Source organism: Paenibacillus sp. MER 180 (assembly GCF_023713665.1).
Classification (GTDB): Bacteria; Bacillota; Bacilli; order Paenibacillales; family Paenibacillaceae; genus Paenibacillus_B; species Paenibacillus_B suaedae.
In genome coordinates this window covers 166,797-189,298 of record NZ_JAMAVT010000005.1, presented here as the reverse complement: position 1 = coordinate 189,298, position 22,502 = coordinate 166,797, and the positions used below count along the sequence as shown (strand labels likewise).

Sequence of the window (22,502 nt, the reverse complement as noted above, 5' to 3'; positions counted from 1 at the left end):
ATTTTTCAAATGATAAATTGAACATTTATGGAAACAGTATTACAATCAAAGCGAGCGTTGCTTTTTCTGTCTTATACATGAACCTACTACTCATGAGAGAAGGAAAGGGAATCCAATGATTATGAACCCGACTCGTATCGAAAAAGACTTTTTAGGGGAAAAAGAAGTACCAGCCGAAGCCTACTACGGTATTCAAACACTACGCGCCGTAGAGAACTTTCCAATTTCGGGCACGCGGATGAACAAGGAATTGATTCGTGGCTTGGCTATCGTCAAGAAGGCTGCCGCCCTTGCCAATATGGAGGTGAAGCAGCTTCAAACAGACACTTGCAATGCGATCGTACAAGCCGCTGATGAGATTATTGGCGGTCAATGGCATGATCAATTCATCGTTGACCCGATTCAAGGCGGGGCAGGCACGTCGATGAATATGAATGCGAACGAAGTTATTGCGAACCGAGCGCTTGAATTGCTTGGCAAAGCGAAGGGCGACTATGCAAGCCTAAGCCCGAACAATCATGTCAACCGTTCGCAATCGACGAACGATGCATTTCCTACTGCAATTCATATTTCTGTCTTAACGCTCTTAGATAAGCTGCTCATTGTTATGAAGGAGCTTCACAGCGCATTTTGCAGCAAGGCCAAGCAATTCGATCATGTCATTAAAATGGGGCGCACACATCTTCAGGATGCGGTTCCGATTCGCTTGGGACAGTCCTTCGAAGCATACAGTCGTGTTCTCGCGAGAGATATGCACCGTATTGAACAATCGAAGCAGCATTTATATGAAGTGAATATGGGCGCAACGGCTGTGGGAACTGGCTTGAATGCAGATCCGCGATACATTCAGCGTGTCGTTGAACTGCTTGCTGAGATTAGTCAATTGCCGCTCGTGCATGCGGAGCATCTTGTTGATGCAACGCAGAATACGGATGCGTATACTGAAGTATCTGCTGCGCTCAAGGTATGTATGATGAATATGTCGAAGATGGCCAATGACCTGCGTTTGCTTGCATCAGGTCCACGAGCTGGCTTTGGTGAAATTCGATTGCCGGCACGCCAGCCAGGTTCATCCATCATGCCGGGCAAGGTGAATCCGGTTATGTGCGAAATTGTCAATCAAGTAGCTTTCCAAGTGATTGGCAACGATCATACGATCTGTCTTGCCTCGGAAGCGGGTCAGCTTGAATTGAACGTCATGGAGCCAGTACTTGTATTCAACCTGCTGCAATCGCTGAGCATGATGCAAAATGTGTTCACTGTATTCCGTACCCATTGCTTAGAAGGAATTGAGGCGAATGAGGAACGCTGCCGTGATTATGTGGAGAACAGTGTAGGGATTATTACAGCACTCAGCCCGCACCTTGGTTATGAAGTGTCAGCCCGTATTGCACGGGAAGCAACGGAGAACGGCAAATCCGTTCGAGAGTTGTGCCTGCTCTATAACGTATTGACAGAGGAAGAGCTGGATACGATTCTGGATGCACATGAAATGACGAAGCCAGGAATTGCTGGTGCTGCCTTGTTCGAGCGGGAATAATTGTATAATAAAGAATGTAAGAGACATCTCACGTGAGATGTCTCTTTTCTATAGTCGGATCAGCATACATTTTGCTTTGACAGGTGACGCTAAGTAATGATATATTTTATCGGCCTAATGGTAAATGAATGCTGATGGGAAAGGGATGTACTGGAAAGTGACAACGAGTCAAGACGACAAACCGAAATTGATTATCACAAAAATTCTGAAATGCAGAAATCCGGAATGTAAAGCATGGGTAAGAGACGAATTTGCCTCTGGGGAGCAATCTTGCCCACTCTGCAAAGGACCAATGATTCGAAGCATGAAGCATTTGCCTGCTGTTCAGAATAAAATAAAGCGTCAGCCTAAGAAAAAGAAAGAAGAGCTGTGGTAAGCAAGTGAAGCTGCACTTATAGCCTCTAGGTAAAAGAGCCTCTGTGAAGATAATTTCGGGAAACCGTTATTGTTTTGCAGCGGCTCTTTTGCTATGTGGGATGAAGTGATGCGGTATTGCAAATAATAGACTGAAAGTATATACGATTTGATATGTCTATTAGTAAGGAGTAGATACCGCAATGTCAGAATCAAATTCACCCCATATTCCTCAGCCGAAGACATTTGGTCTGCTGGGGAATTTGCCGCAGCTGAACTTGGAAGCTCCAGTTCAATCCATGGTACAGCTGGCTGAGGAGTATGGCCCTATATTTCGCATTGATTTGCCGGGGAGAAGCGAAATTTTTATCTCTGGCCATGAGTTGGTAAAGGATGCGTGCGACGAATCGCGCTTCGATAAAAACGTATGGGCGCCTTTGCGCAGTGTGCGGGCATTTACCGGCGACGGACTGTTCACAAGCGAAACAGAAGAGCCGAACTGGCAGAGGGCGCACAATATATTGCTGCCGAGCTTTAGCCAGTCGGCTATGCGCGGTTACCATGAGATGATGGTTGATATTGCGGTGCAGCTTATCCAAAAATGGTCAAGGCTGAATCCGGATGAAAGTATCGATGTGCCAGAAGACATGACACGTCTGACACTCGATACAATCGGTCTCTGTGGGTTCAATTATCGATTCAATAGCTTTTATCGCGATCAGCCCCATCCGTTTATTACAAGCATGGTTCGTGCGTTAAGCGAAGCAATGCATCAGCTTCAGCGCCTCAATATTCAAGATAAGCTCATGGTGGTCACGAAGCGGCAGTATCGGCATGATATCCAGTTTATGTACTCGCTCGTAGACAAAATCATTGCGGAGCGGAAGCAGCAGCCGGATGAAGCTGGTCAGGATTTGTTGAGCCATATGCTGAACGGAAAGGATCCAGCAACCGGAGAGTCATTGGATGACGAGAATATCCGATACCAGATTATTACGTTTCTAATTGCGGGTCACGAGACGACAAGCGGCCTGCTGTCGTTCGCAATCTATTACTTACTGAAGCATCCCGAATGCTTGCAGAAGGCTTACGAGGAAGTGGATCGTGTGCTGACAGATCCTGTTCCGACGTATGCACAAGTGAGACAATTGCCATACATACGGATGATACTTAATGAATCACTTCGCTTATGGCCGACCGCCCCGGCATTCTCACTATTTGCGAAGGAGGATACACTGCTGGCTGGCAAATACCCGCTTGCAAAGGGCGAGAGTGTGAATGTGCTTGTACCGAGGCTTCATCGAGACCGTGCTGTATGGGGTGAGGATGCAGAGCAATTCCGACCCGAACGTTTTGAAGACCCGAGCCAAATTCCTCATCATGCCTACAAGCCGTTCGGCAATGGCCAACGCGCGTGTATCGGGCAGCAGTTCGCGCTGCAAGAGGCTGCGCTCGTTTTGGGCATGGTGCTCAAGCATTTTGAGATAATCGATCATACCAACTATCAGCTGAAGGTGAAGGAAGCACTGACGCTGAAGCCTGAAGATTTTCGGATTCGCATTCGGCTGCGGAAGCAACTGGGGGCGGGGATTTTGTCTGCAAAAGGAGCGCTGAGTGGCGAATCAGAATCGCATGAAAATGCTCAACAACAAGCTCCAATGGCCGAAGCGCACGACACGCCGCTGCTCGTCCTATACGGCTCCAATCTCGGGACGGCCGAGGGCATTGCCCGCGAGCTAGCGGATGAGGGACGCTACCAAGGATTCCGGAGTGAGGTCGCTCCACTAAACGACTATGTAGGCAAGCTCCCGAAGACTGGGGCTCTCCTCATTGTAACCTCTTCCTACAACGGCAGGCCGCCAAGCAATGCACAGGCATTCGTGGAGTGGCTCGAGCAGATTGACGATGGCGAGCTGGAAGGTGTCCGCTATTCCGTATTTGGATGTGGGGATCATAACTGGGCAAGCACCTATCAAGATGTACCGCGATTCGTTGACGAGCAGATGCAGAAAAAGGGTGCTGAACGGTTGGTGATTCGGGGCGAAGGGGATGCGAGCGGCGACTTTGAGCTGAATGTCGAGAGCTGGCGTTCCAAGCTGTGGCCAGATATGATGAATGCGCTAGGATTACAGCTGAGCAAGCAATCGGAAGCCGTTCGCAGCACGCTTACTGTTGAATTCGTAAAGGATTATGCAGGCAGCAGGTTGGCCAATTCGTATGAAGCGGTTCATGCCGAAGTTGTAAGCAATCGCGAGTTGCAGCAGGAAGGAAGCGGGCGCAGTACCCGTCATATCGAGATCGCACTCCCCGATGGAGTCACCTATGAGGAAGGCGATCATTTGGGAGTGCTGCCGCGCAATCATCCTTCACAGGTTAATCGCGTGCTGCAAAGATTTGCGCTGAACGGCAGCGATCATCTGATCGTTAATGCAAGCGGACGCAGTGCGGCTCATCTGCCTACTGGCCAACCGGTCAGCCTGTCCGATTTGTTGAGTCATAGTGTAGAATTGCAGGAAGCTGCGACCCGGGCTCAACTCCGTGAATTGGCGTCTTATACAGCTTGCCCGCCTCATAGACGTGAGTTGGAATCACTTCTAGCTGAGGATAAGTATGTAGCTGAAGTGCTGCGCAAACGGGTTTCCATGCTTGATTTGCTAGAGAAATACGAAGCTTGCGAGATGCCGTTCGAGCGTTTTTTAGAACTGCTGCCTCCGCTTAAGGCTCGATACTATTCCATTTCCAGTTCACCTCGCATTCAGGAGAAGCAGGCGAGCATCACGGTCGGGGTCGTCCTCGGCCCGGCGTGGAGCGGCATGGGAGAATATCGTGGAGTTGCTTCCAATTACTTGGCTTCGCGTGAAGTGGGCGACTCGATTCTGATGTTCGTACGGACACCTGAATCCAAATTCCAGCCCCCTGCCGATCCTGCAACGCCGATTATCATGGTTGGACCTGGAACCGGGGTCGCACCTTTCCGCGGCTTTTTGCAGGCTAGACAGGCGCTGCAGCAAGAAGGGAAATCTCTTGGACAAGCCATCCTCTATTACGGCTGCCGGAATGAAGCAGATTACTTATATCGTGAGGAACTGGAGAGATTCGTGCAGGATGGAATCGTAACCGTGCATACCGCCTTCTCTCGTAAAGAAGGTGAGGCTAAAACGTATGTCCAGCATATTATAGCTCAGCATGCGGAACAAATCGTAGAATTACTGGATAAGGGAGCCCACTTATATATCTGCGGAGATGGAAGCAAAATGGCGCCTGATGTGGAAGCTACTGTGCGGCAAGCTTTTCAGAACGTGCATCGTGTTCATGAGGAGGAGGCGAAGCATTGGCTGGAACGTTTGCAAGCGGAAGGGAAATTCGCAAAGGATGTGTGGTCTGGTTTGTAGCATCCAGAACATAAGGCTGCACCATCTATGTTCGTCTGGATATTCACTATTTCATCGGATGGTTGGAAATTTGCGCAGCGGAAAGAAACAACTAGCAATGACAGAGGAAACGACGATGTTGTCGTTCCATGTCATTGCTTTTTTTATGCAGAAAATGATTCAAAATGTCTTTCTCAACTGATTAATTATTTGTGGTAATATGTGGGTAGATGTGTGATTGAAATTGTGAAGCGAAAAAAGGAGGACTGGAGTTGACTGTACATCACATAAAAAGAAAGTTTCTTGCTGGTGTGCTGCTTGTTTTTGCCTTGCTGGGATGGAGTGTCAATATTGATGATACCGCTGCTGCTGCGAAATCAAAATATGCAGTTCAGCTAGGAAATGCAACGGTACCACAAAATGAGATATTGAATGAGCATGGGATGATCCTAGTTCCACTATCCACAATAACGGGTTCTATGGGGCTCGACATGTCCTATGCTTTTCAACCGGGATTATATGATTATCATGTATACGCTATGCCGCAGAAGACCAAGACAGTCGAAGTTTGGGGGAATGACTATCGTGGATATTGGGTCAGTACACATCCGAATGGCAAGGAGGAGTACGAAGATTACACCCATGTTTATCAACCAGATCAGGATTGTGCTCCAAACTCGGATGTCTGTAGAGTGTTGAAGAAGTCATACCGCGGACCAATCATCCGAGACGGCCAACTATATGTACAAGTACGATGGGTTGCGCAAGCATTTGATTGGAATTTAACAATCATTCCGCATGGGAAGGGGCAATTCGTGATTAAGATTACATCCAACACTGAGGGGAGCTAATGCATGGAGAAACGATCAACAAGGCCAGGCCGAATGTTAACGTTCATCTTGAATCATAGATTGATCTCGTTTTTGTTGATTGTGTTGTTAGTTAGTTTGAACGTGTTACTTTTCACGAAAATCTCATTTATCTTTTCACCATTCATTATTTTCATTAAGACAGTACTTTTTCCAGTGCTTTTAGCAGGTGTGCTCTATTACTTGCTGAATCCGATCGTTGATCTTCTGGAACAATGGAGAGTCAAACGATTCATATCCATTCTCATTCTCTATATTCTGATTATCGGCATTATTACGGTCGTCGTCCTTGCTGTTATTCCTGTCATTAAGAAGCAAGTTATGGACTTGATTGCCAACTTTCCAGGGTTCAGTACCCAGATTGAGACGTTGTTCCGCGACATGATCGGCAGTGAGTTCTTCAACCGTATCCAGCAGAGCATCGATATTAATTCCAGCAACTTCGTAAGCTCCTTGTCCGAGCGGGCTACCTCGCTCTTAAACAACACATTCAATGGAATCGGTGGATTTCTAGGTGCAGTCACCGAAACGATTCTCGGCCTTGTCATCGTTCCATTCGTTCTTTTCTATTTACTGAAGGATGGCCGGCGGCTGCCTGATTATATCCTTACATTTTTGCCGACTACGCTGCGCAAGCAATCCCATCAAGTGATGTCCGAGATGAATAATCAAATCAGTTCCTACATACGGGGTCAGATTATTGTAAGCTTCTGCATCGGCATCTTACTGTATGCGGGCTATTTAATCATTGGGCTTGAATATTCACTAATTCTAGCAGTAATTGCAGCTTGTACGAGTATTGTACCGTATTTGGGCCCTGCAATTGCAATCACACCCGCGATGATCGTGGCGCTTGTCACTTCACCGATGATGCTGCTGAAAATGATCATCGTCTGGACGATTGTCCAATTGGTGGAAGGGAAATTCATTTCGCCACAAATTATGGGGAAGACACTCCGCATTCATCCGATTACGATCATTTTCGTCATCTTGACAGCCGGCAACCTGTTCGGTGTAGTGGGCATTATTCTGGCTGTGCCTGGGTATGCAGTGCTCAAGGTTGTTGTTACGCATTTATTTGACTGGTTCAAGCGCCGCTCTAATCTCTATGACGATCATCTTACGATGTAAGTTGCCTCTGCAGCTTGGGCAATTGATAATATTCATATGCAGCGCCATTTCAACGTTTGTATGCGATGAGATGGCGCTGTTTCATGTGTTCATCGCTTATTCTGCATCCTGAGATAACGGCAGTTGCTGCACCGCAAAATTTTGATGATCTAGTATCGAATCTATTTATTTTTTTATCCTGCCAAAGGAGGAATGATCACAACGACCTATTTGTCAAGAAGAGAGAGATGAGAAATTTATAATGTTGCTCTAATAGATTACAAAAAAGTAAACAACAGCAATGTTTCAGCTCTTCTCTAGAAAATAATGGATAAAAATTATGTGTTATGGTATGTAACGTCGCTGGTGAGCACATCAGCACTATCCATTTTTCTGGGAGATGAGAATATTGTTGAATAAAAAGAAGTTTGGAAAAATATTTGTATGCGTAACATTAACATTGTCCTTTGCACTGTCAGCAGGTGCAGTAATGCCTGTTCAAACAGCTAGCGCGGCTTCTACATCGCAAAGCTCTAAGGCAGACAAAATTATAGCAACAGGAAAAAAATACTTAGGTGTTAAATATAAATTTGGTGCCAAGTCGGGAAGCACGAAAGCATTCGACTGCTCCTCGTTCACACAATATGTATATGGAAAACACGGAATCAAGCTTCCACGCACATCGAAGCAGCAATCCAAGGTTGGAGTTGCAGTAAGCAAAAAGAATATGAAGAAGGGTGATCTCCTGTTCTTCTACTCTCCGGTTCATCATGTAGGAATCTATATGGGCAATGGAAAAATCTTGCACACTTATGGCAAGGGCGGAGTAAGAATTGACAACTTGAGCAAGTGGGAGTCCCGCTTGACGAAAGTTCGTCGTGTAATTAAATAGTTTATAATGGACAAGCCTAAAGCAATACGATGTACTGCTTTAGGCTTGTTGTATGTTCTCAGGCATTGTGCAAGTACGGTATGCACACAATAAATGTGCTGCCCTGTCCGATCGTGCTCTCAACTCGAATGGTGCCATGATGCTGCTCTACGAGCTCCTTCGCAATGGCCAGCCCTAAGCCCGTGCCTCCCGTTACGCGAGAGCGAGCCTTATCGACACGATAAAATCGATCGAAAATTTTATCTAAATCTTCTTCGGGTATGCCAATTCCGGAATCCGATACTCGAAGGCATGCATTTTCTTTCTCTTGATAGACGGCAACTTCGATCCAGCCCAGGTCATTGGTATACCTTATGGCATTTTCAATGAGGATAACGGCAACCTGGCGCAATTGTTCCTTATCCCCATGTACATAAGAAGCCTTATTCAGATGCAAACGCAAGGAAATTTTTGAATCGGATTTCCATAGCTGCTTGATTGCTTCTCGGACAATGTCGGTGAGATTTACTTGTTCCTTCGGCGTGGCGCTCTTGCCTGAACGGGCTAACGTCAATAGCTGAATAATAAGCCGCTGCATGCGCTGGCTCTCTAGATCTAGCGAATCCAGTGATTTTTGCAGAACCTCAGCATTTTGATTCCCCCAGCGCTTCAGCAGCTTCACATGACCACGAAACGCGGTCAGCGGAGTGCGGAGCTCGTGTGAAGCATTTGTAATAAAGTTCATCTCCCGTTCAATCAGTTCTTCATGCTCATCTAACAACTGATTGAAGCGCTCCGCCAATTTCGTTAGCTCTACCGGCGTTTTCGGGACATGAACCCTCTGCCTTAAATTCGGTGAATTCTTCATCTGAACAATTGAATTCATTATGCTGAACAGGGGGGAGAGGTTCCTCCTTGTTATTTGATAAATAAGCAGCGAGCCTGCTGTTGAGCTGGCAAGTGCAGTAATGACGAGTACTTTAGTGATAATGAGCAAGATGCGTTCAATGGAGTGGAGCTGAACATGAATATAGATTCGACCGACCTGCCCATTGGTTTGATTCCATATGACTTCATCTCTGATGAACAGTCCATAGTCGGTGTTCCACTGCACGGTATCAAACCATCGGATTCGATTTTTCTGTTCGGCGAGGAAAGCCTCGTCCCAGTTGCGAGTTTGTGCTAATATGCGTCCATCAGAGGACACAATTTGAACATCATAGTTCGCGTGATCGGGGTATAGCAGTTCATCGAGAAGGGATTGCCACTCCAGAAAGCCATCTTGAATGCTTTCTCTTAGTTTGCGTTCGACGGCGAAAAGTTCCTGCTTGGAGTCTTGGAGCAACAGATGGGTGACTGCTCCCATAATACAGATCCCGATTAACAGAATGACAGCTAATAGGCTAAGAACATACCAGATCGTGAAGCGGAACATTAACGTATTGGCAGAATGCTTAAGCTGCTGGATAAGTGACTTGAACATGGTCATTTCAGATACCCTATGGTTCACGCAGCACATATCCGACACCGCGAACGGTCTGGATTAACTTATGCTGATAGCCGCGATCCAGCTTGTTGCGCAAATATCGGATATAGACATCGACGACATTCGTCTCACCAACAAAGTCATATCCCCACACAGAGGACAATAGCTGTTCACGGCCAATCACTTCACCGAGATGTTCCATTAAGTATTGAAGTAACTCGAACTCACGCTGCGTTAATTCGATACGATCCCCAGCACGGGTTACGACTCTTTTCTTCACATCCAAGATGAGATCTGCGAGCTGGTATACTTCCTTCTCTTCCGGATTAGCGGCATGGTTGGGGCGTCGTAAAGCAGTGCGTATGCGGGCAAGCAGTTCCTCAATCTCGAACGGCTTCGTAATATAATCATCTGCACCTGTATCGAGACCAGCAATGATATCTCCAACATAATCACGAGCAGATAAGAGGATAATTGGGACATCACTGACGCGGCGAATTCTCCGGCATACTTCAAGGCCGTTCAGCTTGGGCAGCATCCAGTCTAGCAGGATGAGGCTCCACTCGCCTTGTTGAAAGAATTCTAATGCTTGTTCCCCGTCTACAGCGACAAGTACCTCGTACCCTTCATGCTCAAGTTCAAGCTGGATGAATTGAGATACACTTTGTTCATCTTCGACTAGTAATATGGAGTGGGCTGACATGTGTTCACCACGTTTACACAAAGTTTTCCTATAGTATGACCTTGGGGTTGGGAATGCATTCTGGACTGCTGGAAAAGGAAATAGCTCTCGCCGCAACGTAGAGATTCGACGAGAGCTATCTTGTGGTTAAAGCGGAATCGGCTGAGCAAGCAATGTGCTGATCAAGGCAGCTGCTTCTTGCCTGAGCATGCTGCGTTTGGATTCATAATTCAGAGAGCCGTCTGCGTTAGTTTTAATTTCGGGGCCGTATTTGTGCATAGCGGCAGCATACTTGACACCGTCTAATGCCCAGACGTCAGTATCGCCAACCAGTTTCGCTTCTTGCACAGGAGCTCCGAACGCTTGAGCGATTCGCCACGCAATCATTGCCGCTTCTTGCCGTTGAATGGGTTGATCAGGTCGGAAGAGCTCACCTGATGCTCCGGTGATAAGCCCCAGCTCATACGCCGTTTGAACGTCTTTGGCAGCCCAGTGGCCTTTCATGTCGGTGAAGGAGACTGCGTTCAACGAAGGCTGCATGCGCAAGCACTGCATGAGCATGGAGACGAATTCAGCACGCGTAATGGTGGAGGAGGGACGGAACTGCCCTTGATGTTCGGATACTCCACTCCTCATCATGATATCTTGAATGTATCCATAATACGGATGATTCTTGTCGATATCTGAATAGAGGACTTTAGGAACAGGCAGCTTCTCGAACCATGTTACGTTGCTGTTATCCATGTAGGAAATTTCTCCATTGTCTTCCTGTTTGAAGCCAACTAACTTTCCATGATCCGTGCGGAACAGCCATGGTTCGATCTGAGTCAATGTATGGGTTCCGTAGAATGGATCGATCAGGGATAATTTTTTGTCAGATTGCTCAGCAATTCGAACGACCTGGATGCCCATCCGAAGACTACGGTATTGGCCAACTAGTTTATTTTTCACCTCTTGTGAGGGCTCCGTTTGCGGTGGGGCAGGCCGTTTGTCTGGATAATAGTGATTCATAAAGGAACGAAAAACCGTATTGCGATAATCTGCACTAGAGTCTTCGTTTGAATTGTATGCGACCAAAAAGCCGACATTTTGTTCTGGCAAGAGACTTAACCAAGAGCCGAACCCTGGAAGATTTCCACCCTTGCTTATGACGGTTTCACCATGATAGGACTCTTGAAACAAGGATTCGAAGCCGTATGTCGTATTCGGAATTTTCGGATGAGCGGATACACGGATTTTTACCATCTCGCGTACGGTTGCAGGCTGTAAGATTCGCTGCCCCTTGTACATACCGCCATTTAAAAGCGCGATCATAAATTTAGCCATATCCGCACCGGTTGATACCAGGCTTCCGTCAGGGCCGTCTGCGGGAGATACCTCGTAATAAGGAAGAACTTCACCTGTCTTCGTATAGCTTGTCGCTAGATCCTTCTTAGCCTCTGGCGTCATTACGAAGCTGCTGTTCGTCATCCCAAGCGGCTGCAAAATATGCTGCATGCCATATTCGTGGAACGGAACTCCAGTTATGCGCTCAACAAGATAACCTTGAAGTCGAAAGGCGAAATTGTCATAGCTGTATACAGTGCCTGGCTTGCGTACAACCGTTGGCATATACTTGCGAATATACTCAGCGTTCGTCTTGATTGCTATGTCGTCAGGAGCTTCAGGGTAATCGAAACCAGACGTGTGCGTCATAAGATGCTCAGCTGTTAACGACCCTTCGACTTTTCGAGGAATGGCGACATCCCCCATGTACGCGCTGATGTCTTTCTTCAGATCAATCTTACCCTGCTCAGCGAGCTGAAGCAGCGCCAATGATGCGAAGGGCTTCGTTATGGAAGCAAACCTTAGAATCGTACGATCGGGATCCATGGACTTTTTGGTTTCTACATCTGCATAGCCATACCCTTTGCTTAATACGACTTGCCCATCCTTGACGACGACAAAGACAGCTCCCGGAAGCTTCTTCATTGAAGGTGAGGAAAATAACTTGTCAGCAAATGCTTCAACCTCCTTAGGATCGGAGGGGCCGTTAGTCAAGATTGATGGGGACGAGGCTTGTGTGTTCCGTATTACTGTGCTTGCGGACGGGGAAGATTCTGTACTCGAATCAGCCGCATACGCCGGAGCGACAGTTGTGAGTGCCACGGCAAGTGAGAGTATTATCATCAGCTTCCGAGCACGGCGATGATTCGGATTAGTTCTTGCAGATGTTCTATCTGTTGAATGTGGTTGCATTTTCTCTCCTCCAATATGGATAAAGATTAATGGAGACTGAACTTGCGAGTACATATGAGACTGTGTCATTCTTGCACGGTACTTCAATTGCTGAGCATCTATTTGCGCTGCTTTTTAGTAAATATGGGGCTCATGCTGAGAATTTTCTTATTTGCATGAAGTAAATAGATGGAGTTAATGTGGGTTAACCATTCTTTTTTTGTTGGTTTGAGTTGGTTATGCTAGAAATCATAGTATAATCATTTACATATAGAAGAGAGGCATTCTATCGAGTTAGCTATCGAGCTACACGAATTATTAAGCTACGCGTCATCGAAGATGTTGCGAAAATGGTTCGTTAGGGATATCCTCTGCTTCGACATACATACATATGCAACTAAGAAATCTAGCTTACAAGGAGGGCACAGTTTATGCTTCATCCGTCGTTAATTGAGAATGTGCTTACCGCCGCTTTAGCAACTGGCGGGGATTTTGCTGAGGTATTTATGGAAGATCGGACGACGTCTAGCCTGGGGATGATTGGTGGGATCGTAGAACATACACTTGGCGGTCGAGATTATGGCGTCGGGATACGCATATTCAACGGGGTGTTCGCGGTATATGCGTATACGAATGATTGCACCGCAGATAATCTGATCAAGGTAGCTGCTTCAGCTGCACAAGCGATCCGTGGTCAAACCAAAGATATTGTAATTGATTTGCGTCGAGCGAGCATCGCTGATCATCATCCGGTTCTTATTCCACCGAATGAAGTGGGAAAGGGACGCAAGATAGATTGGATGAGACGTGCGCATGCATCATCTATGGCATACAGCCGAGCGATTACGCAAACCTCGATAGCACTGAATAACTGGGTACAAGATATTTGCATTGCCAATTCCGAAGGACTGCTGGTGGAAGATCGCAGAACCTACACGAGAATAAGCTTCAGCTCAATTGCTGAAGCGGGGGGCGTCAAGCAAGGAGGATACGTCGCTCCTGGTTCTCACGCGGGTCTGGAGTTAATCGAGTCGATGGATATTGATTGGTACGCTAGAGAAGCATCCCGCATCGCGACTACAATGGTAGGCGCCGGCTATGCGCCGAGCGGCAAGCTGCCGGTCATTATCGATAATGCCTTTGGCGGTGTCCTATTCCATGAGGCATGCGGGCATGGACTTGAGGCGACAGCTGTTGCGAAGAAGGCTTCTGTGTTCGCCGACAAGATCGGTGAGCAAGTGGCGTCTCCACTTGTAACTGCCATCGATGACGGGACGATTCCGAATGCTTGGGGCTCACTGAATATCGACGATGAAGGAGCGCCAACACAGCGTAATGTGCTCATCGAGAATGGGGTGCTGAAGGGCTATCTGATTGATAAGCTGGGCAGCCGCAAAATGGGAATGCCGTCAACGGGATCTGGCCGCCGGCAATCCTATCAATTTGCACCGACCTCCCGCATGAATAACACGTACATTGCAGCAGGTCATTCCACACCGGAAGAGATTATTGCCAATACAGAGTATGGCCTGTATGCCAAGACAATGGGCGGAGGCTCCGTTAATACAGCGACAGGTGAATTCAATTTTGCGGTCAATGAAGGCTATATCGTGCGCAACGGAAAGGTCGAAGAACCGGTCAAAGGTGCAACTCTAATCGGCAAGGGAATCGATGTTCTCCAGAAAATTGATATGGTAGGCAACAATCTAGATCACGGTCAAGGCATGTGCGGCTCATTGAGCGGCAGTATTCCCGTCAATTGCGGTCAGCCAATGCTTCGTGTATCCAGCATGACGGTCGGCGGAAGAAAGGGGGAATAAACGATGGCATTGGAGATTGCAGCATTTCAACAGCATCTATTTGAAGAAGGGCGTAAACAAGGCTGCGTGAAGATGGAAGTCTATTATGAACAGACTCGTTCAACTTCTGTGCGTGTCTCTAAGGGAGATATCGACGCATTTACAATTAAGGAGACGGGCGGCGTCTCATTTCGCGGCGAATTCAACGGCAAAATGGGCTATGCCTATTCGGAAAGATTAGAAACGGATGTCATTGCATTTCTGATTGAAGAAGCAAGAAGTAATGCGTATGCACTCGAAAGCAGCGAAATAGACAAGTTGTTCCCTGGAGCACCCACTTATCAGCAGGTCAAAACCCATGAAGCGGAGCTGCTGCTTACGGCACCACAGCTTCTCATTGATGCAGCGATGGGCATGGAGCGAATCGCGCTAGCATCCGATGAACGGATTACCTTAGTGAGAAGCTCTTCTGTTACGCTCACTGAGAATGAGGTCATGATCGCTAATACAGAGGGGTTGAATTGTAGCGCATCATACAGCACTGCAGTTGGCAGCCTATCCGTTGTGGCGACACAATCTGGCCAGACGACGACAGGCGATTGGTTCGATTACTCCATGGAACGCTTCGAGGATATCGACTTCGAGGTTATTGCTCACAAGGCAGTTGAGGAAGCGGTGTCGAAGCTGGGGGCGGATACCATATTGTCTGATCAATATCCAGTCATCTTCCGCCATGATGCAGCCAGCCAGCTGCTAGGTTCCTATACGTCCATCTTCTCAGCAGAGGCGGTAAATAAGGGCTTCTCAGGCTTGAAGGATAAGATCGGCGAGCAGATAGCGGGAAGTAATGTCACCCTTGTGGATGACCCGCTCATGAATGGCGTTCTGGGTGCTTGCTCGTTCGATGCAGAGGGGTATGCCTGCACATGTACGGAAGTGATTAAGGAAGGCAAGCTGCTCACTTATTTGCATAATGGGAAGACGGCAAGCAAGGCAGGTTTGGTCTCGACAGGTCATGCCTCTAAGGGCGGGTACCGCGGTAAAATCGGTATTGCGCCTCACAATATGTATGTACTTCCAGGTTCGACGGCGCTTGAGGACATGATTGCAGGCATGGAGAGAGGTGTAATGATTGTACAACTCCAAGGTCTGCACGCGGGGACGAATGCCGTATCCGGCGAATTCTCGTTATCCTGCACCGGCTTCCTTATCGAGCAGGGGAGAGTCGTACGTCCTGTCAATCAAATCACGGTATCCGGCAACTTGTTCGAGATGTTGAAGCAGATAGAGGTTGTAGGCAGTGATATCCGATTCACAGGCAGATGTAATGCGCCATCATTGAAGGTAAAGGGCTTGACGATCTCAGGAGCATAAATCTGAAGCAAATGCAACACAGGAATTGGATTTGACAGGAAAGAAGCCCGCTTTCTATAATGAATTGTTATAATAAGGTCGGTAGATAACAGCAGGAGATGCAGCATGACTGAACTATCAAAAAAAGAAACGTTTGTTTTTGGGTTAATGTTATTTGCTTTATTCTTTGGTGCAGGTAATCTCATATTCCCACCTGCGGTGGGATATGCGGCAGGTTCAAGTGTATGGCAGGCGATGGTAGGGTTCTTAATTACCTCAGTAGGACTGCCGATTCTAGGTGTTGCAGCAATCGCTAAATCTGGTGATTTGCAGTCGCTTACAAATCGCGTCCACCCAGGATTTGGGTTTGTGTTTACGCTTATTACGTATTTAGCGCTAGGGCCGTTTCTCGTCATTCCGCGTGCCGGCAGCGTAGCGTTTGAGATGGGAACAGTCCCACTCCTTCCAGAGCCGCTTCGAACAAGCGGCTGGTCATTATTGACGTATTCCGTGATTTATTTTGTCATCAGCTATTGGTTGTGCTTGAATCCATCGAAGCTGTTCGAGCGCATCGGCAAAATACTGACACCGATATTGTTGGTGATGATTATTATCGTCTTCATTCAGAGTTTATTCCATCCGCTCGGGGACTATGGTGTGCCTGCAGAAGGGTATGTACAATATGCTGCTTTTAAGGGTGGTATAGATGGTTACTCAACGATGGATGCCTTGTCTGCTCTGTTGCTTGGTAGTGTCGTCGTATCGGCAATACGCAAGCGTGGCGTTACGAACACACAGAAGCTGTCTGCCATCACGATTAAGGCTGGGCTGATCGCAGGTGTATGTCTCGCCATCATTTACATGATGATCGGATACCTTGGCTCCACGAGCCATTCTGTAATCGAAGGGGCTGCGAATGGCGGTCAAATATTGACTACAATCGTGCTATTTTTATTTGGAAAATGGGGCACCGTACTGCTTGGGATTGTATTCCTTCTTGCTTGCTTAACGACTTCGGTCGGCCTGTTGGCAGCGTGTGGAGAGTACTTCAATTCCATTATGCCGCGTATTTCGTATAACAAGTGGATTGGAATCTTGTGTGTCGTAAGTGTAGGCGTAACCAATTTGGGGCTTGATCAGATTATTTCATTTTCAGCGCCAATCGTGTCCGCCATTTACCCACTTACCATTGTCCTTATCATTTTGGCGTTGCTTCATCGCATGTTCCATGGACATTCAGCCGTATATATTGGCAGCTTGCTCGCAACTGCATTTATTAGTATAGTGGATGGCTTGAAGCAGGCGAATATTGAAATGGGAGCGGTTGAGAGACTGTACAGCCATCTCCCGTGGTATACAGCTGGACTTGGCTGGGTCGTTCCTGCCATTGCGGGGGCAATTGTCGGCTATTTGTGGGCATTTGCTCGCAAGGAGTCACAGGATAGTCAGCCAACGGAAGCAACTGAAGCAATTGAATAATGGTAGAGTGAGTATAAGCTTAATTTCCTTAGTTAGGAGATTAAGCTTTTTTTCATCTCGCTGTATGAATTAGCAGAAGGAATACACGAACGGGGAGCGAATAGAATCAGAATATGTTGTTGAGCATTTGCTTAGGCATTATGCAAGAAAAGGGGTCAAGAAACGATGATAGTGAAAATGACACATTCGAATAGGGATGATTACAATAAACCAAACGACGACGGGTTTACTGTGATTGGTCGGATTGTTCCTACCTATGAAAATGATACATGGTCTTATACAGAAGAACGATTTGATGAGCCGTATTTCAAGCAATATGAAGAGGAAGAACTTGATAACCGTTATATGGAGGACAAAGATAAGGCAGTGTTCTTCTATTACGGGGAGGACAGCTGCGTCGGACAAATGAAAATTTGTTCAAACTGGAATGGATTTGCGCTCATTGAACATATTCAAGTTGCAGCAGCTTGGAGGCACAAGGGAATTGGAACTGCATTATTGAAGACGGCTGAGGAATGGGCGATGCAAAATAACTGTGCCGGTCTTATGCTCGAGACACAGGATGTGAACATTCAAGCGTGTCGCTTATATGCCAAGTATGGCTTTGTCATTGGCGCAGTAGACAATATGATGTATGCGAATTTTGCAACTGCGAAGGAAAGAGCGATTATTTGGTATTATAAGTTCTCGCGCTAGTTGCAAGGGATTCATAACGGCTAGGTGAAGCCTCCTTCTCATAAGGCAGGCTCTTTTTTGTTGCATGGAAATGGTGTTTTTGTGTTGAAGCAAGTGTATTCGATTCTCTAACAAATGTATTCGTAAGGTAGAATTACCGACCCTGAATATAATTGTGTCTTTATTGTGAAAAATATGTGTCAATTCCGTTAACGTTAATGGTATAATAAGGAATGACAACAAAGAAACTTCATACAACCTATCATGCATATTCAGATTGGGGCGGATGAAATGAATTATCAGGTGAAGGTTCCTACGCGAACAAAAGAGATATTGGGAGGCTCTCTGTTATTCAGTGCCGGAATGCTGCAAATTGCGGCTATGACAGAGCGGACATTTCCTGTATTGTTCTTCATGCAGATGGCGGTTATTGGCATTGTAGTAATGTCATTGATCGCGGGAGCATACGCGACATGGGTTAAGCGGACAGTCGAAATACATCCAACTTCAGACACGATTCGCTTGCATGGCAATGTGTATCATGCAAATGAGATCGAATCCATTAAGATAAAAGGCGCCAATTCCCCTGCAATCGGTATACAATTAAAATCGAAGCATATAATTCCGTTAAAATGTTGTTTTTCCTTCGCGAAGGGAGATCAACGTGGAAATGAGGAGCTTCTGAAATGGGCGGAACGCAATGGTGTTCCTGTGAAGCAAACATACTTCATTACATGGATTTAACAACAGAGGATATGCTAGGGAAGGGGGGCGCTGAAATGATTCGGGAAGTTGCTACATTATCCATTAAGGCTGGTATGTGCAATGATTTCGAAAGCGCCTTCCGTCATGCATCTTCGATATTGGAAGCTGCAAGAGGGTATATCACACATGAATTGCATAAATGTGTAGAGGCAGCCGATCGATACATGGTGATTGTGCAGTGGCACTCTTTGAAAGAGCATGCGGTTGGTTTTCGTCATACCGTGCAATATGAACAATGGAATGCGCTGCTGGAAGCTTATTATGAGTCACCTCCACAGGTGGAGCATTATGTGCAAATCCCGGTTCACTTGAAGTAGTGTGTTATCATTTCATGTTGTCTACTCTTTTGTCTATATACAGCGTGCCGTCACGTTGTATCTCCGCATAGAAGATTTCCTCGATTTGCTCGGGAGAGCATCCTGCTTTACGCAGCGCTTGGCTTAACCATTCCTTCGTCAGGTTAAGGTCAAGGAGATTTTTATAGACGATGGAGCCATCAACGATAATCTCGGTAGGCATATACAATGTAGGCTGCACGTACACTTTCAGGTCCTCTTTCGTAGGGGACTCTTTTTCGGCTTTTTTGAGCACACTCATTCTTCCATGCGGTTCCAGAATTGCATAATCAACATCTTGAATGGAGAAGACATCCTTTTCGCGAAGCAGCATGCTAATATCGTCCATATTGAGATGCATGGACGCCATTGCTTTTTCGAGAATCTTTCCTTTTTTAATGACAATGGTAGGTTCACCGTCTAAGAGTACGCGAATTCGTGGGAACTTTAAGGACAGCTTACCGATCCCTATTGTTAGCAGGCTCCATACTGTTAAGCTTATGATTCCGTCAACAATGGAAATATGAGTCTCAATTGCGATATCCGCAGCGATAGAACCGAATGTGATTCCAGTGATGTAGTTGAATAAGGTAATGTGGCTCATTTGTTTTTTGCCTAGCAATCGGCTAAATGCAAGCAAAGAGATGAAAGCAAATATAGTACGAGCTATGATGTCCACCGATGCACGCTCCTTTGTAATTGGAGTTTGTCCCACCCTCTTTGATATTATTCGAATATAAGTCCTGACTACGGATACATAGAGTACGTTCTTTGCAGCAAAAGACTAAGTCATCCATCTACATAGGATATAGGGTTGCTGAAGCTGCTATAGATGAGGGGGATATACATAATGGCTTGTCAACAAGAAGATTTGACCGTTGATATAATAAATGTACCTACTTCTGTATTTGTTGATGTAGAAAGTGCGTTCGCCAGTGATCAACGCCGCTTACTGGTTAGCGATAATCCTGAAATATTAAATGAGTCCTCATTCCCGGGGACAGCGTGTACCTTATGGCATGATATCGTGTGCTCCGATGAGGAATCTGTCACGCATCGCCTATTCGGATGGCATCGCAATGAAACAGGACAGCCGCTGCAGCTGGGGGTGACTGTACAAAACCTGTCCACATCTACCCGGATAGCCATTCAGCATATCCGTAGGGATATCCATATTCAGCCGGTGTCAGATCAGATGATTCAAGTAGGACAATGTCTTGCAAAGTCTTGTTTAAGCGGAACGCTGGATCATTATACTTCCGTAGACCAACACGCAGATGTGACTAGCACAGCAATGATTGAGTCGGTAAGGCTCGATACCAACTATTTTGCAGGGTTCATCTATGAGTTCACGATAGAACGGGATTCAGGGGCAGGGGAGACGGAGTATGCGATCCGTACAGTCGCAAGTCGGGACGTCACTGCCGATATAAGACTCATTCATTCAGATCCGCTGACTCCGTACGGCACTCATCCTAGAGGAAGCTGGCCTTATGCCGAGGTTCATGCTAGTATGCCTGCCTATGTTATAGGGACAGAGTGTGTATACCGTGTGTGTGCCCGAAAGAAGATGAATGGAGAAGTGGCTTCAGATTTTTTGTTTGCCGCAAATGCTAGCGAATTACGGGAAGGTGCGGTTGATAATACCGGTCAATTCGGTGCTATTTACTTGGTGGATATTCCGCTGCATAATGATACGGAGGAAGAAGCGGTTGTTAGCATTTATGTAAATCCTAGAGGGGGAGCATTTGCAGGGGCTATATTCGTTGATGGAAAAGTAATCGGTGTACCGCTCATGATGGACAACACGAATGTATGCTTGATCGCGAAGGTTGTGGCTCCTGTTGGTGTTCGCACCTTTCAATGCAAATTGATGACGGCAGGGGAATCCAATTTACCGCTCGGCATTTATTTGAAGTAGTGGTTTGAAGTTTTGTGTGAAGTAGTTATGGAAATGAAGAAGATACTGAGGGATGTGGTCGGACCGATGCAAATGTATGTCGGGTTACTGCGTGGAGTTAACGTAGGTGGCAAAAACAAGATAAAAATGGCAGATTTGAAGCTTCTTCTTGAAAATATGGGACTTACCCATGTACGAACGCTGCTGCAGAGCGGCAATGTTGTATTTGCTTCATCAGAAGCAAGGGAATGGCTAGAAGCACGAATTCAGGAGGAAATAGGGAATGCATTTGGCTTCAAGCCGAACGTCATGCTGCGGACGGCTCAGGAAATGAAGGCTATTGTAGCTGAATGTCCGTATGATGCAGCTGTGCTGAAGGAAGGAGAGGGGATTCAGATTACAATGTGCAAGGACGAGCCTTCGCCTGACACCGCAAGTATATTGTCTAATGCTATGCAAGAAGTTGATGAATTCCAGATACAAGGCCGTGAGATATATTGTTTGTATCGCCAGAGTGTTCTGGATTCGAAACTGGCAAATAATTTCCAAAAGTTAGGATCGAATGTAACGACACGGAATTGGAATACAATGACGAAACTTGCGGCGATTGCGGGTGAATTTGATGATTTCCTGCAGCGTGAGAATGGCAATGGAAATGATTAATCTATTGGTTCGTGCGATGGAGACTTACTCTATTGACAAAATGGGTATTTTCACATCATAATATGTAATGTTTAAACATATAAACATATGAGGTGAGAATCATCACGACTGAGCACGGACAATATGATTGCAGCAGTAACAAAGAGCAGGTGCTGGAGAAGTTCCAGCAGGCGACCCCCATTTTTCAAGCGCTTGGAGACACGAATCGGCAGCAGATTATTATACTCCTACTTGAACATAGCGCTCTGAATGTGAACCAAATCACCGAACATATGGAGATATCGAGACCGGCCGTCTCGCACCATCTGAAAATCTTAAGACAAGCCGGGCTCATCACGTTCGACAAGCAGGCGAATGAGAAGCTGTATTCCTTGCGTGCAGGGGGATTTATGACGACGATTAAAGAGTTGATGCTGTCCATTGAAGCGGGAGTATAACCAATGAAGGCAGATTGGTTCGGATAGAAGAATGCGTATCGTGTTACAGGTACTCCATGAATTCAAGTCGATTTCCAAATGGATCGTTTACATAGAATCGAATTACACCTTCTTCTATCCGGGCGGAGTCGTCGGTCACTTCAATATGATGCTGCAGGAGATGGGACTGTAAGGATTCAAGATTGGTAACAACGAAGGCGGGATGAGCTTTTGTCGCAGGAATGAAGTCTTGCTGCACGCCGATATGCACTTGGTGACTTCCGCATTGGAACCATACACCTCCACGCTGCTGAAGAGCTTCGGGCTTCGGAATCTCTGCCCAGCCCAATAATTCGTGATAGAATTTCCGTGCTACGGATTCACATTCGACGGGGGCGGCTAACTGGATATGGTCAAGACCATGAAAGATGTGGGACATGAGTAACCTCCTTTTCTGTTCCATTCAGTGGAACACAGTTTCAAATTCCTAATCCTATTATATAGGATCAAGATGTAAAATCCAATGGGTAAAGTGTTTCTGTGCAAGAAGTGCTTATTTTTTTGCTAAGTATGTTTAAATGTTTAAACATATTATCTAATTAAAGGGTGAACGATTA

At 46.4% G+C, this 22,502-nt stretch carries 20 protein-coding genes; 15 read left to right on the top strand and 5 right to left on the bottom strand.

Features of this window, described 5'->3' with window-relative positions; translation table 11 throughout:
• Positions 1 to 121 precede the first annotated feature (121 nt).
• The 6 genes from aspA to M3661_RS10205 all read left to right on the top strand — a co-directional run bounded on the left by aspA (position 122) and on the right by M3661_RS10205 (position 8,136).
• Complete coding sequence (aspA, locus tag M3661_RS10230) at positions 122 to 1,540, top strand: aspartate ammonia-lyase (RefSeq protein ID WP_251484921.1); 1,419 nt, start codon at positions 122 to 124, stop codon at positions 1,538 to 1,540.
• A 157-nt stretch (positions 1,541 to 1,697) separates the two neighbouring features.
• Positions 1,698 to 1,916, top strand: coding sequence for a cold-inducible protein YdjO-related protein (locus M3661_RS10225; protein WP_021253672.1), 219 nt, complete (start codon positions 1,698 to 1,700; stop codon positions 1,914 to 1,916).
• 181 nt (positions 1,917 to 2,097) lie between these two features.
• The gene (locus tag M3661_RS10220; RefSeq protein WP_251484378.1) at positions 2,098 to 5,286 is read left to right on the top strand and encodes a bifunctional cytochrome P450/NADPH--P450 reductase; all 3,189 of its coding nucleotides are present in this window, start codon (positions 2,098 to 2,100) and stop codon (positions 5,284 to 5,286) included.
• A gap of 251 nt (positions 5,287 to 5,537) precedes the next feature.
• On the top strand, positions 5,538 to 6,116 hold the full coding sequence (locus M3661_RS10215; protein WP_251484375.1) for a hypothetical protein: 579 nt from the start codon (positions 5,538 to 5,540) through the stop codon (positions 6,114 to 6,116).
• Between the two features lie 3 nt (positions 6,117 to 6,119).
• Complete coding sequence (locus M3661_RS10210; protein WP_028531490.1) at positions 6,120 to 7,265, top strand: AI-2E family transporter; 1,146 nt, start codon at positions 6,120 to 6,122, stop codon at positions 7,263 to 7,265.
• 379 nt (positions 7,266 to 7,644) lie between these two features.
• Complete coding sequence (locus M3661_RS10205) at positions 7,645 to 8,136, top strand: C40 family peptidase (protein WP_036590961.1); 492 nt, start codon at positions 7,645 to 7,647, stop codon at positions 8,134 to 8,136.
• A gap of 58 nt (positions 8,137 to 8,194) precedes the next feature.
• On the opposite strand, the gene M3661_RS10200 is transcribed toward M3661_RS10205, so the two are convergent.
• The 3 genes from M3661_RS10200 to M3661_RS10190 all read right to left on the bottom strand — a co-directional run bounded on the left by M3661_RS10200 (position 8,195) and on the right by M3661_RS10190 (position 12,521).
• Positions 8,195 to 9,604, bottom strand: coding sequence for a sensor histidine kinase (locus tag M3661_RS10200; protein WP_251484371.1), 1,410 nt, complete (start codon positions 9,602 to 9,604; stop codon positions 8,195 to 8,197).
• Positions 9,605 to 9,614: 10 nt separating this feature from the next.
• Positions 9,615 to 10,304, bottom strand: a complete 690-nt coding sequence (locus M3661_RS10195; protein ID WP_021253666.1) for a response regulator transcription factor — start codon at positions 10,302 to 10,304, stop codon at positions 9,615 to 9,617.
• A gap of 126 nt (positions 10,305 to 10,430) precedes the next feature.
• Positions 10,431 to 12,521 carry a serine hydrolase domain-containing protein gene (locus M3661_RS10190; protein WP_251484369.1) on the bottom strand — a complete coding sequence of 697 codons (2,091 nt, stop codon included), beginning with the start codon at positions 12,519 to 12,521 and terminating at the stop codon, positions 10,431 to 10,433.
• Between the two features lie 410 nt (positions 12,522 to 12,931).
• Here M3661_RS10190 and M3661_RS10185 point away from each other — a divergent pair, with 410 nt between their 5' ends.
• The 6 genes from M3661_RS10185 (at position 12,932) to M3661_RS10160 (ending at position 18,888) form a co-directional block, all read left to right on the top strand.
• Positions 12,932 to 14,320: a TldD/PmbA family protein gene (locus M3661_RS10185; RefSeq protein WP_251484367.1), complete on the top strand. Its 1,389-nt coding sequence runs from the start codon at positions 12,932 to 12,934 to the stop codon at positions 14,318 to 14,320.
• A gap of 3 nt (positions 14,321 to 14,323) precedes the next feature.
• Positions 14,324 to 15,673 carry a TldD/PmbA family protein gene (locus M3661_RS10180; protein ID WP_251484365.1) on the top strand — a complete coding sequence of 450 codons (1,350 nt, stop codon included), beginning with the start codon at positions 14,324 to 14,326 and terminating at the stop codon, positions 15,671 to 15,673.
• Positions 15,674 to 15,778: 105 nt separating this feature from the next.
• Entirely contained in the window at positions 15,779 to 17,131 is a 1,353-nt protein-coding gene (brnQ, locus tag M3661_RS10175) for a branched-chain amino acid transport system II carrier protein (protein WP_251484363.1), read from the top strand.
• A 165-nt stretch (positions 17,132 to 17,296) separates the two neighbouring features.
• Positions 17,297 to 17,827, top strand: a complete 531-nt coding sequence (locus M3661_RS10170) for a GNAT family N-acetyltransferase (protein WP_251484360.1) — start codon at positions 17,297 to 17,299, stop codon at positions 17,825 to 17,827.
• A 270-nt stretch (positions 17,828 to 18,097) separates the two neighbouring features.
• Complete coding sequence (locus tag M3661_RS10165) at positions 18,098 to 18,550, top strand: 6-phosphogluconate dehydrogenase (protein WP_251484355.1); 453 nt, start codon at positions 18,098 to 18,100, stop codon at positions 18,548 to 18,550.
• A gap of 35 nt (positions 18,551 to 18,585) precedes the next feature.
• Complete coding sequence (locus M3661_RS10160; protein ID WP_251484351.1) at positions 18,586 to 18,888, top strand: antibiotic biosynthesis monooxygenase family protein; 303 nt, start codon at positions 18,586 to 18,588, stop codon at positions 18,886 to 18,888.
• A 7-nt stretch (positions 18,889 to 18,895) separates the two neighbouring features.
• Here the strand turns inward: M3661_RS10160 and M3661_RS10155 are convergent, their stop codons facing one another.
• Entirely contained in the window at positions 18,896 to 19,585 is a 690-nt protein-coding gene (locus M3661_RS10155) for a DUF421 domain-containing protein (protein WP_251484348.1), read from the bottom strand.
• Positions 19,586 to 19,756: 171 nt separating this feature from the next.
• Between M3661_RS10155 and M3661_RS10150 the strand changes: the two genes are divergently transcribed.
• The 3 genes from M3661_RS10150 (at position 19,757) to M3661_RS10140 (ending at position 21,906) form a co-directional block, all read left to right on the top strand.
• Positions 19,757 to 20,827, top strand: a complete 1,071-nt coding sequence (locus M3661_RS10150; protein WP_251484345.1) for a hypothetical protein — start codon at positions 19,757 to 19,759, stop codon at positions 20,825 to 20,827.
• A gap of 33 nt (positions 20,828 to 20,860) precedes the next feature.
• Entirely contained in the window at positions 20,861 to 21,469 is a 609-nt protein-coding gene (locus M3661_RS10145; RefSeq protein ID WP_251484341.1) for a DUF1697 domain-containing protein, read from the top strand.
• Positions 21,470 to 21,561: 92 nt separating this feature from the next.
• Positions 21,562 to 21,906 (top strand): ArsR/SmtB family transcription factor, encoded by a 345-nt coding sequence (locus M3661_RS10140; protein WP_065291150.1) that lies wholly within the window; start codon positions 21,562 to 21,564, stop codon positions 21,904 to 21,906.
• Between the two features lie 43 nt (positions 21,907 to 21,949).
• Here the strand turns inward: M3661_RS10140 and M3661_RS10135 are convergent, their stop codons facing one another.
• Positions 21,950 to 22,324, bottom strand: a complete 375-nt coding sequence (locus M3661_RS10135) for a VOC family protein (protein WP_065291149.1) — start codon at positions 22,322 to 22,324, stop codon at positions 21,950 to 21,952.
• Positions 22,325 to 22,502: the final 178 nt, after the last annotated feature.

Coding starts and splice junctions, on each gene's coding strand:
- M3661_RS10145 (WP_251484341.1), top strand. CDS start 20,861: ATGAAGAAGATACTGAGGGATGTGGTCGGACCGATGCAAATGTATGTC.
- M3661_RS10205 (WP_036590961.1), top strand. CDS start 7,645: ATGAGAATATTGTTGAATAAAAAGAAGTTTGGAAAAATATTTGTATGC.
- M3661_RS10165 (WP_251484355.1), top strand. CDS start 18,098: ATGAATTATCAGGTGAAGGTTCCTACGCGAACAAAAGAGATATTGGGA.
- M3661_RS10200 (WP_251484371.1), bottom strand. CDS start 9,604: ATGACCATGTTCAAGTCACTTATCCAGCAGCTTAAGCATTCTGCCAAT.
- M3661_RS10150 (WP_251484345.1), top strand. CDS start 19,757: ATGGCTTGTCAACAAGAAGATTTGACCGTTGATATAATAAATGTACCT.
- M3661_RS10170 (WP_251484360.1), top strand. CDS start 17,297: ATGATAGTGAAAATGACACATTCGAATAGGGATGATTACAATAAACCA.
- brnQ (WP_251484363.1), top strand. CDS start 15,779: ATGACTGAACTATCAAAAAAAGAAACGTTTGTTTTTGGGTTAATGTTA.
- M3661_RS10185 (WP_251484367.1), top strand. CDS start 12,932: ATGCTTCATCCGTCGTTAATTGAGAATGTGCTTACCGCCGCTTTAGCA.
- M3661_RS10220 (WP_251484378.1), top strand. CDS start 2,098: ATGTCAGAATCAAATTCACCCCATATTCCTCAGCCGAAGACATTTGGT.
- M3661_RS10180 (WP_251484365.1), top strand. CDS start 14,324: ATGGCATTGGAGATTGCAGCATTTCAACAGCATCTATTTGAAGAAGGG.
- aspA (WP_251484921.1), top strand. CDS start 122: ATGAACCCGACTCGTATCGAAAAAGACTTTTTAGGGGAAAAAGAAGTA.
- M3661_RS10190 (WP_251484369.1), bottom strand. CDS start 12,521: ATGCAACCACATTCAACAGATAGAACATCTGCAAGAACTAATCCGAAT.
- M3661_RS10160 (WP_251484351.1), top strand. CDS start 18,586: ATGATTCGGGAAGTTGCTACATTATCCATTAAGGCTGGTATGTGCAAT.
- M3661_RS10210 (WP_028531490.1), top strand. CDS start 6,120: ATGGAGAAACGATCAACAAGGCCAGGCCGAATGTTAACGTTCATCTTG.
- M3661_RS10135 (WP_065291149.1), bottom strand. CDS start 22,324: ATGTCCCACATCTTTCATGGTCTTGACCATATCCAGTTAGCCGCCCCC.
- M3661_RS10195 (WP_021253666.1), bottom strand. CDS start 10,304: ATGTCAGCCCACTCCATATTACTAGTCGAAGATGAACAAAGTGTATCT.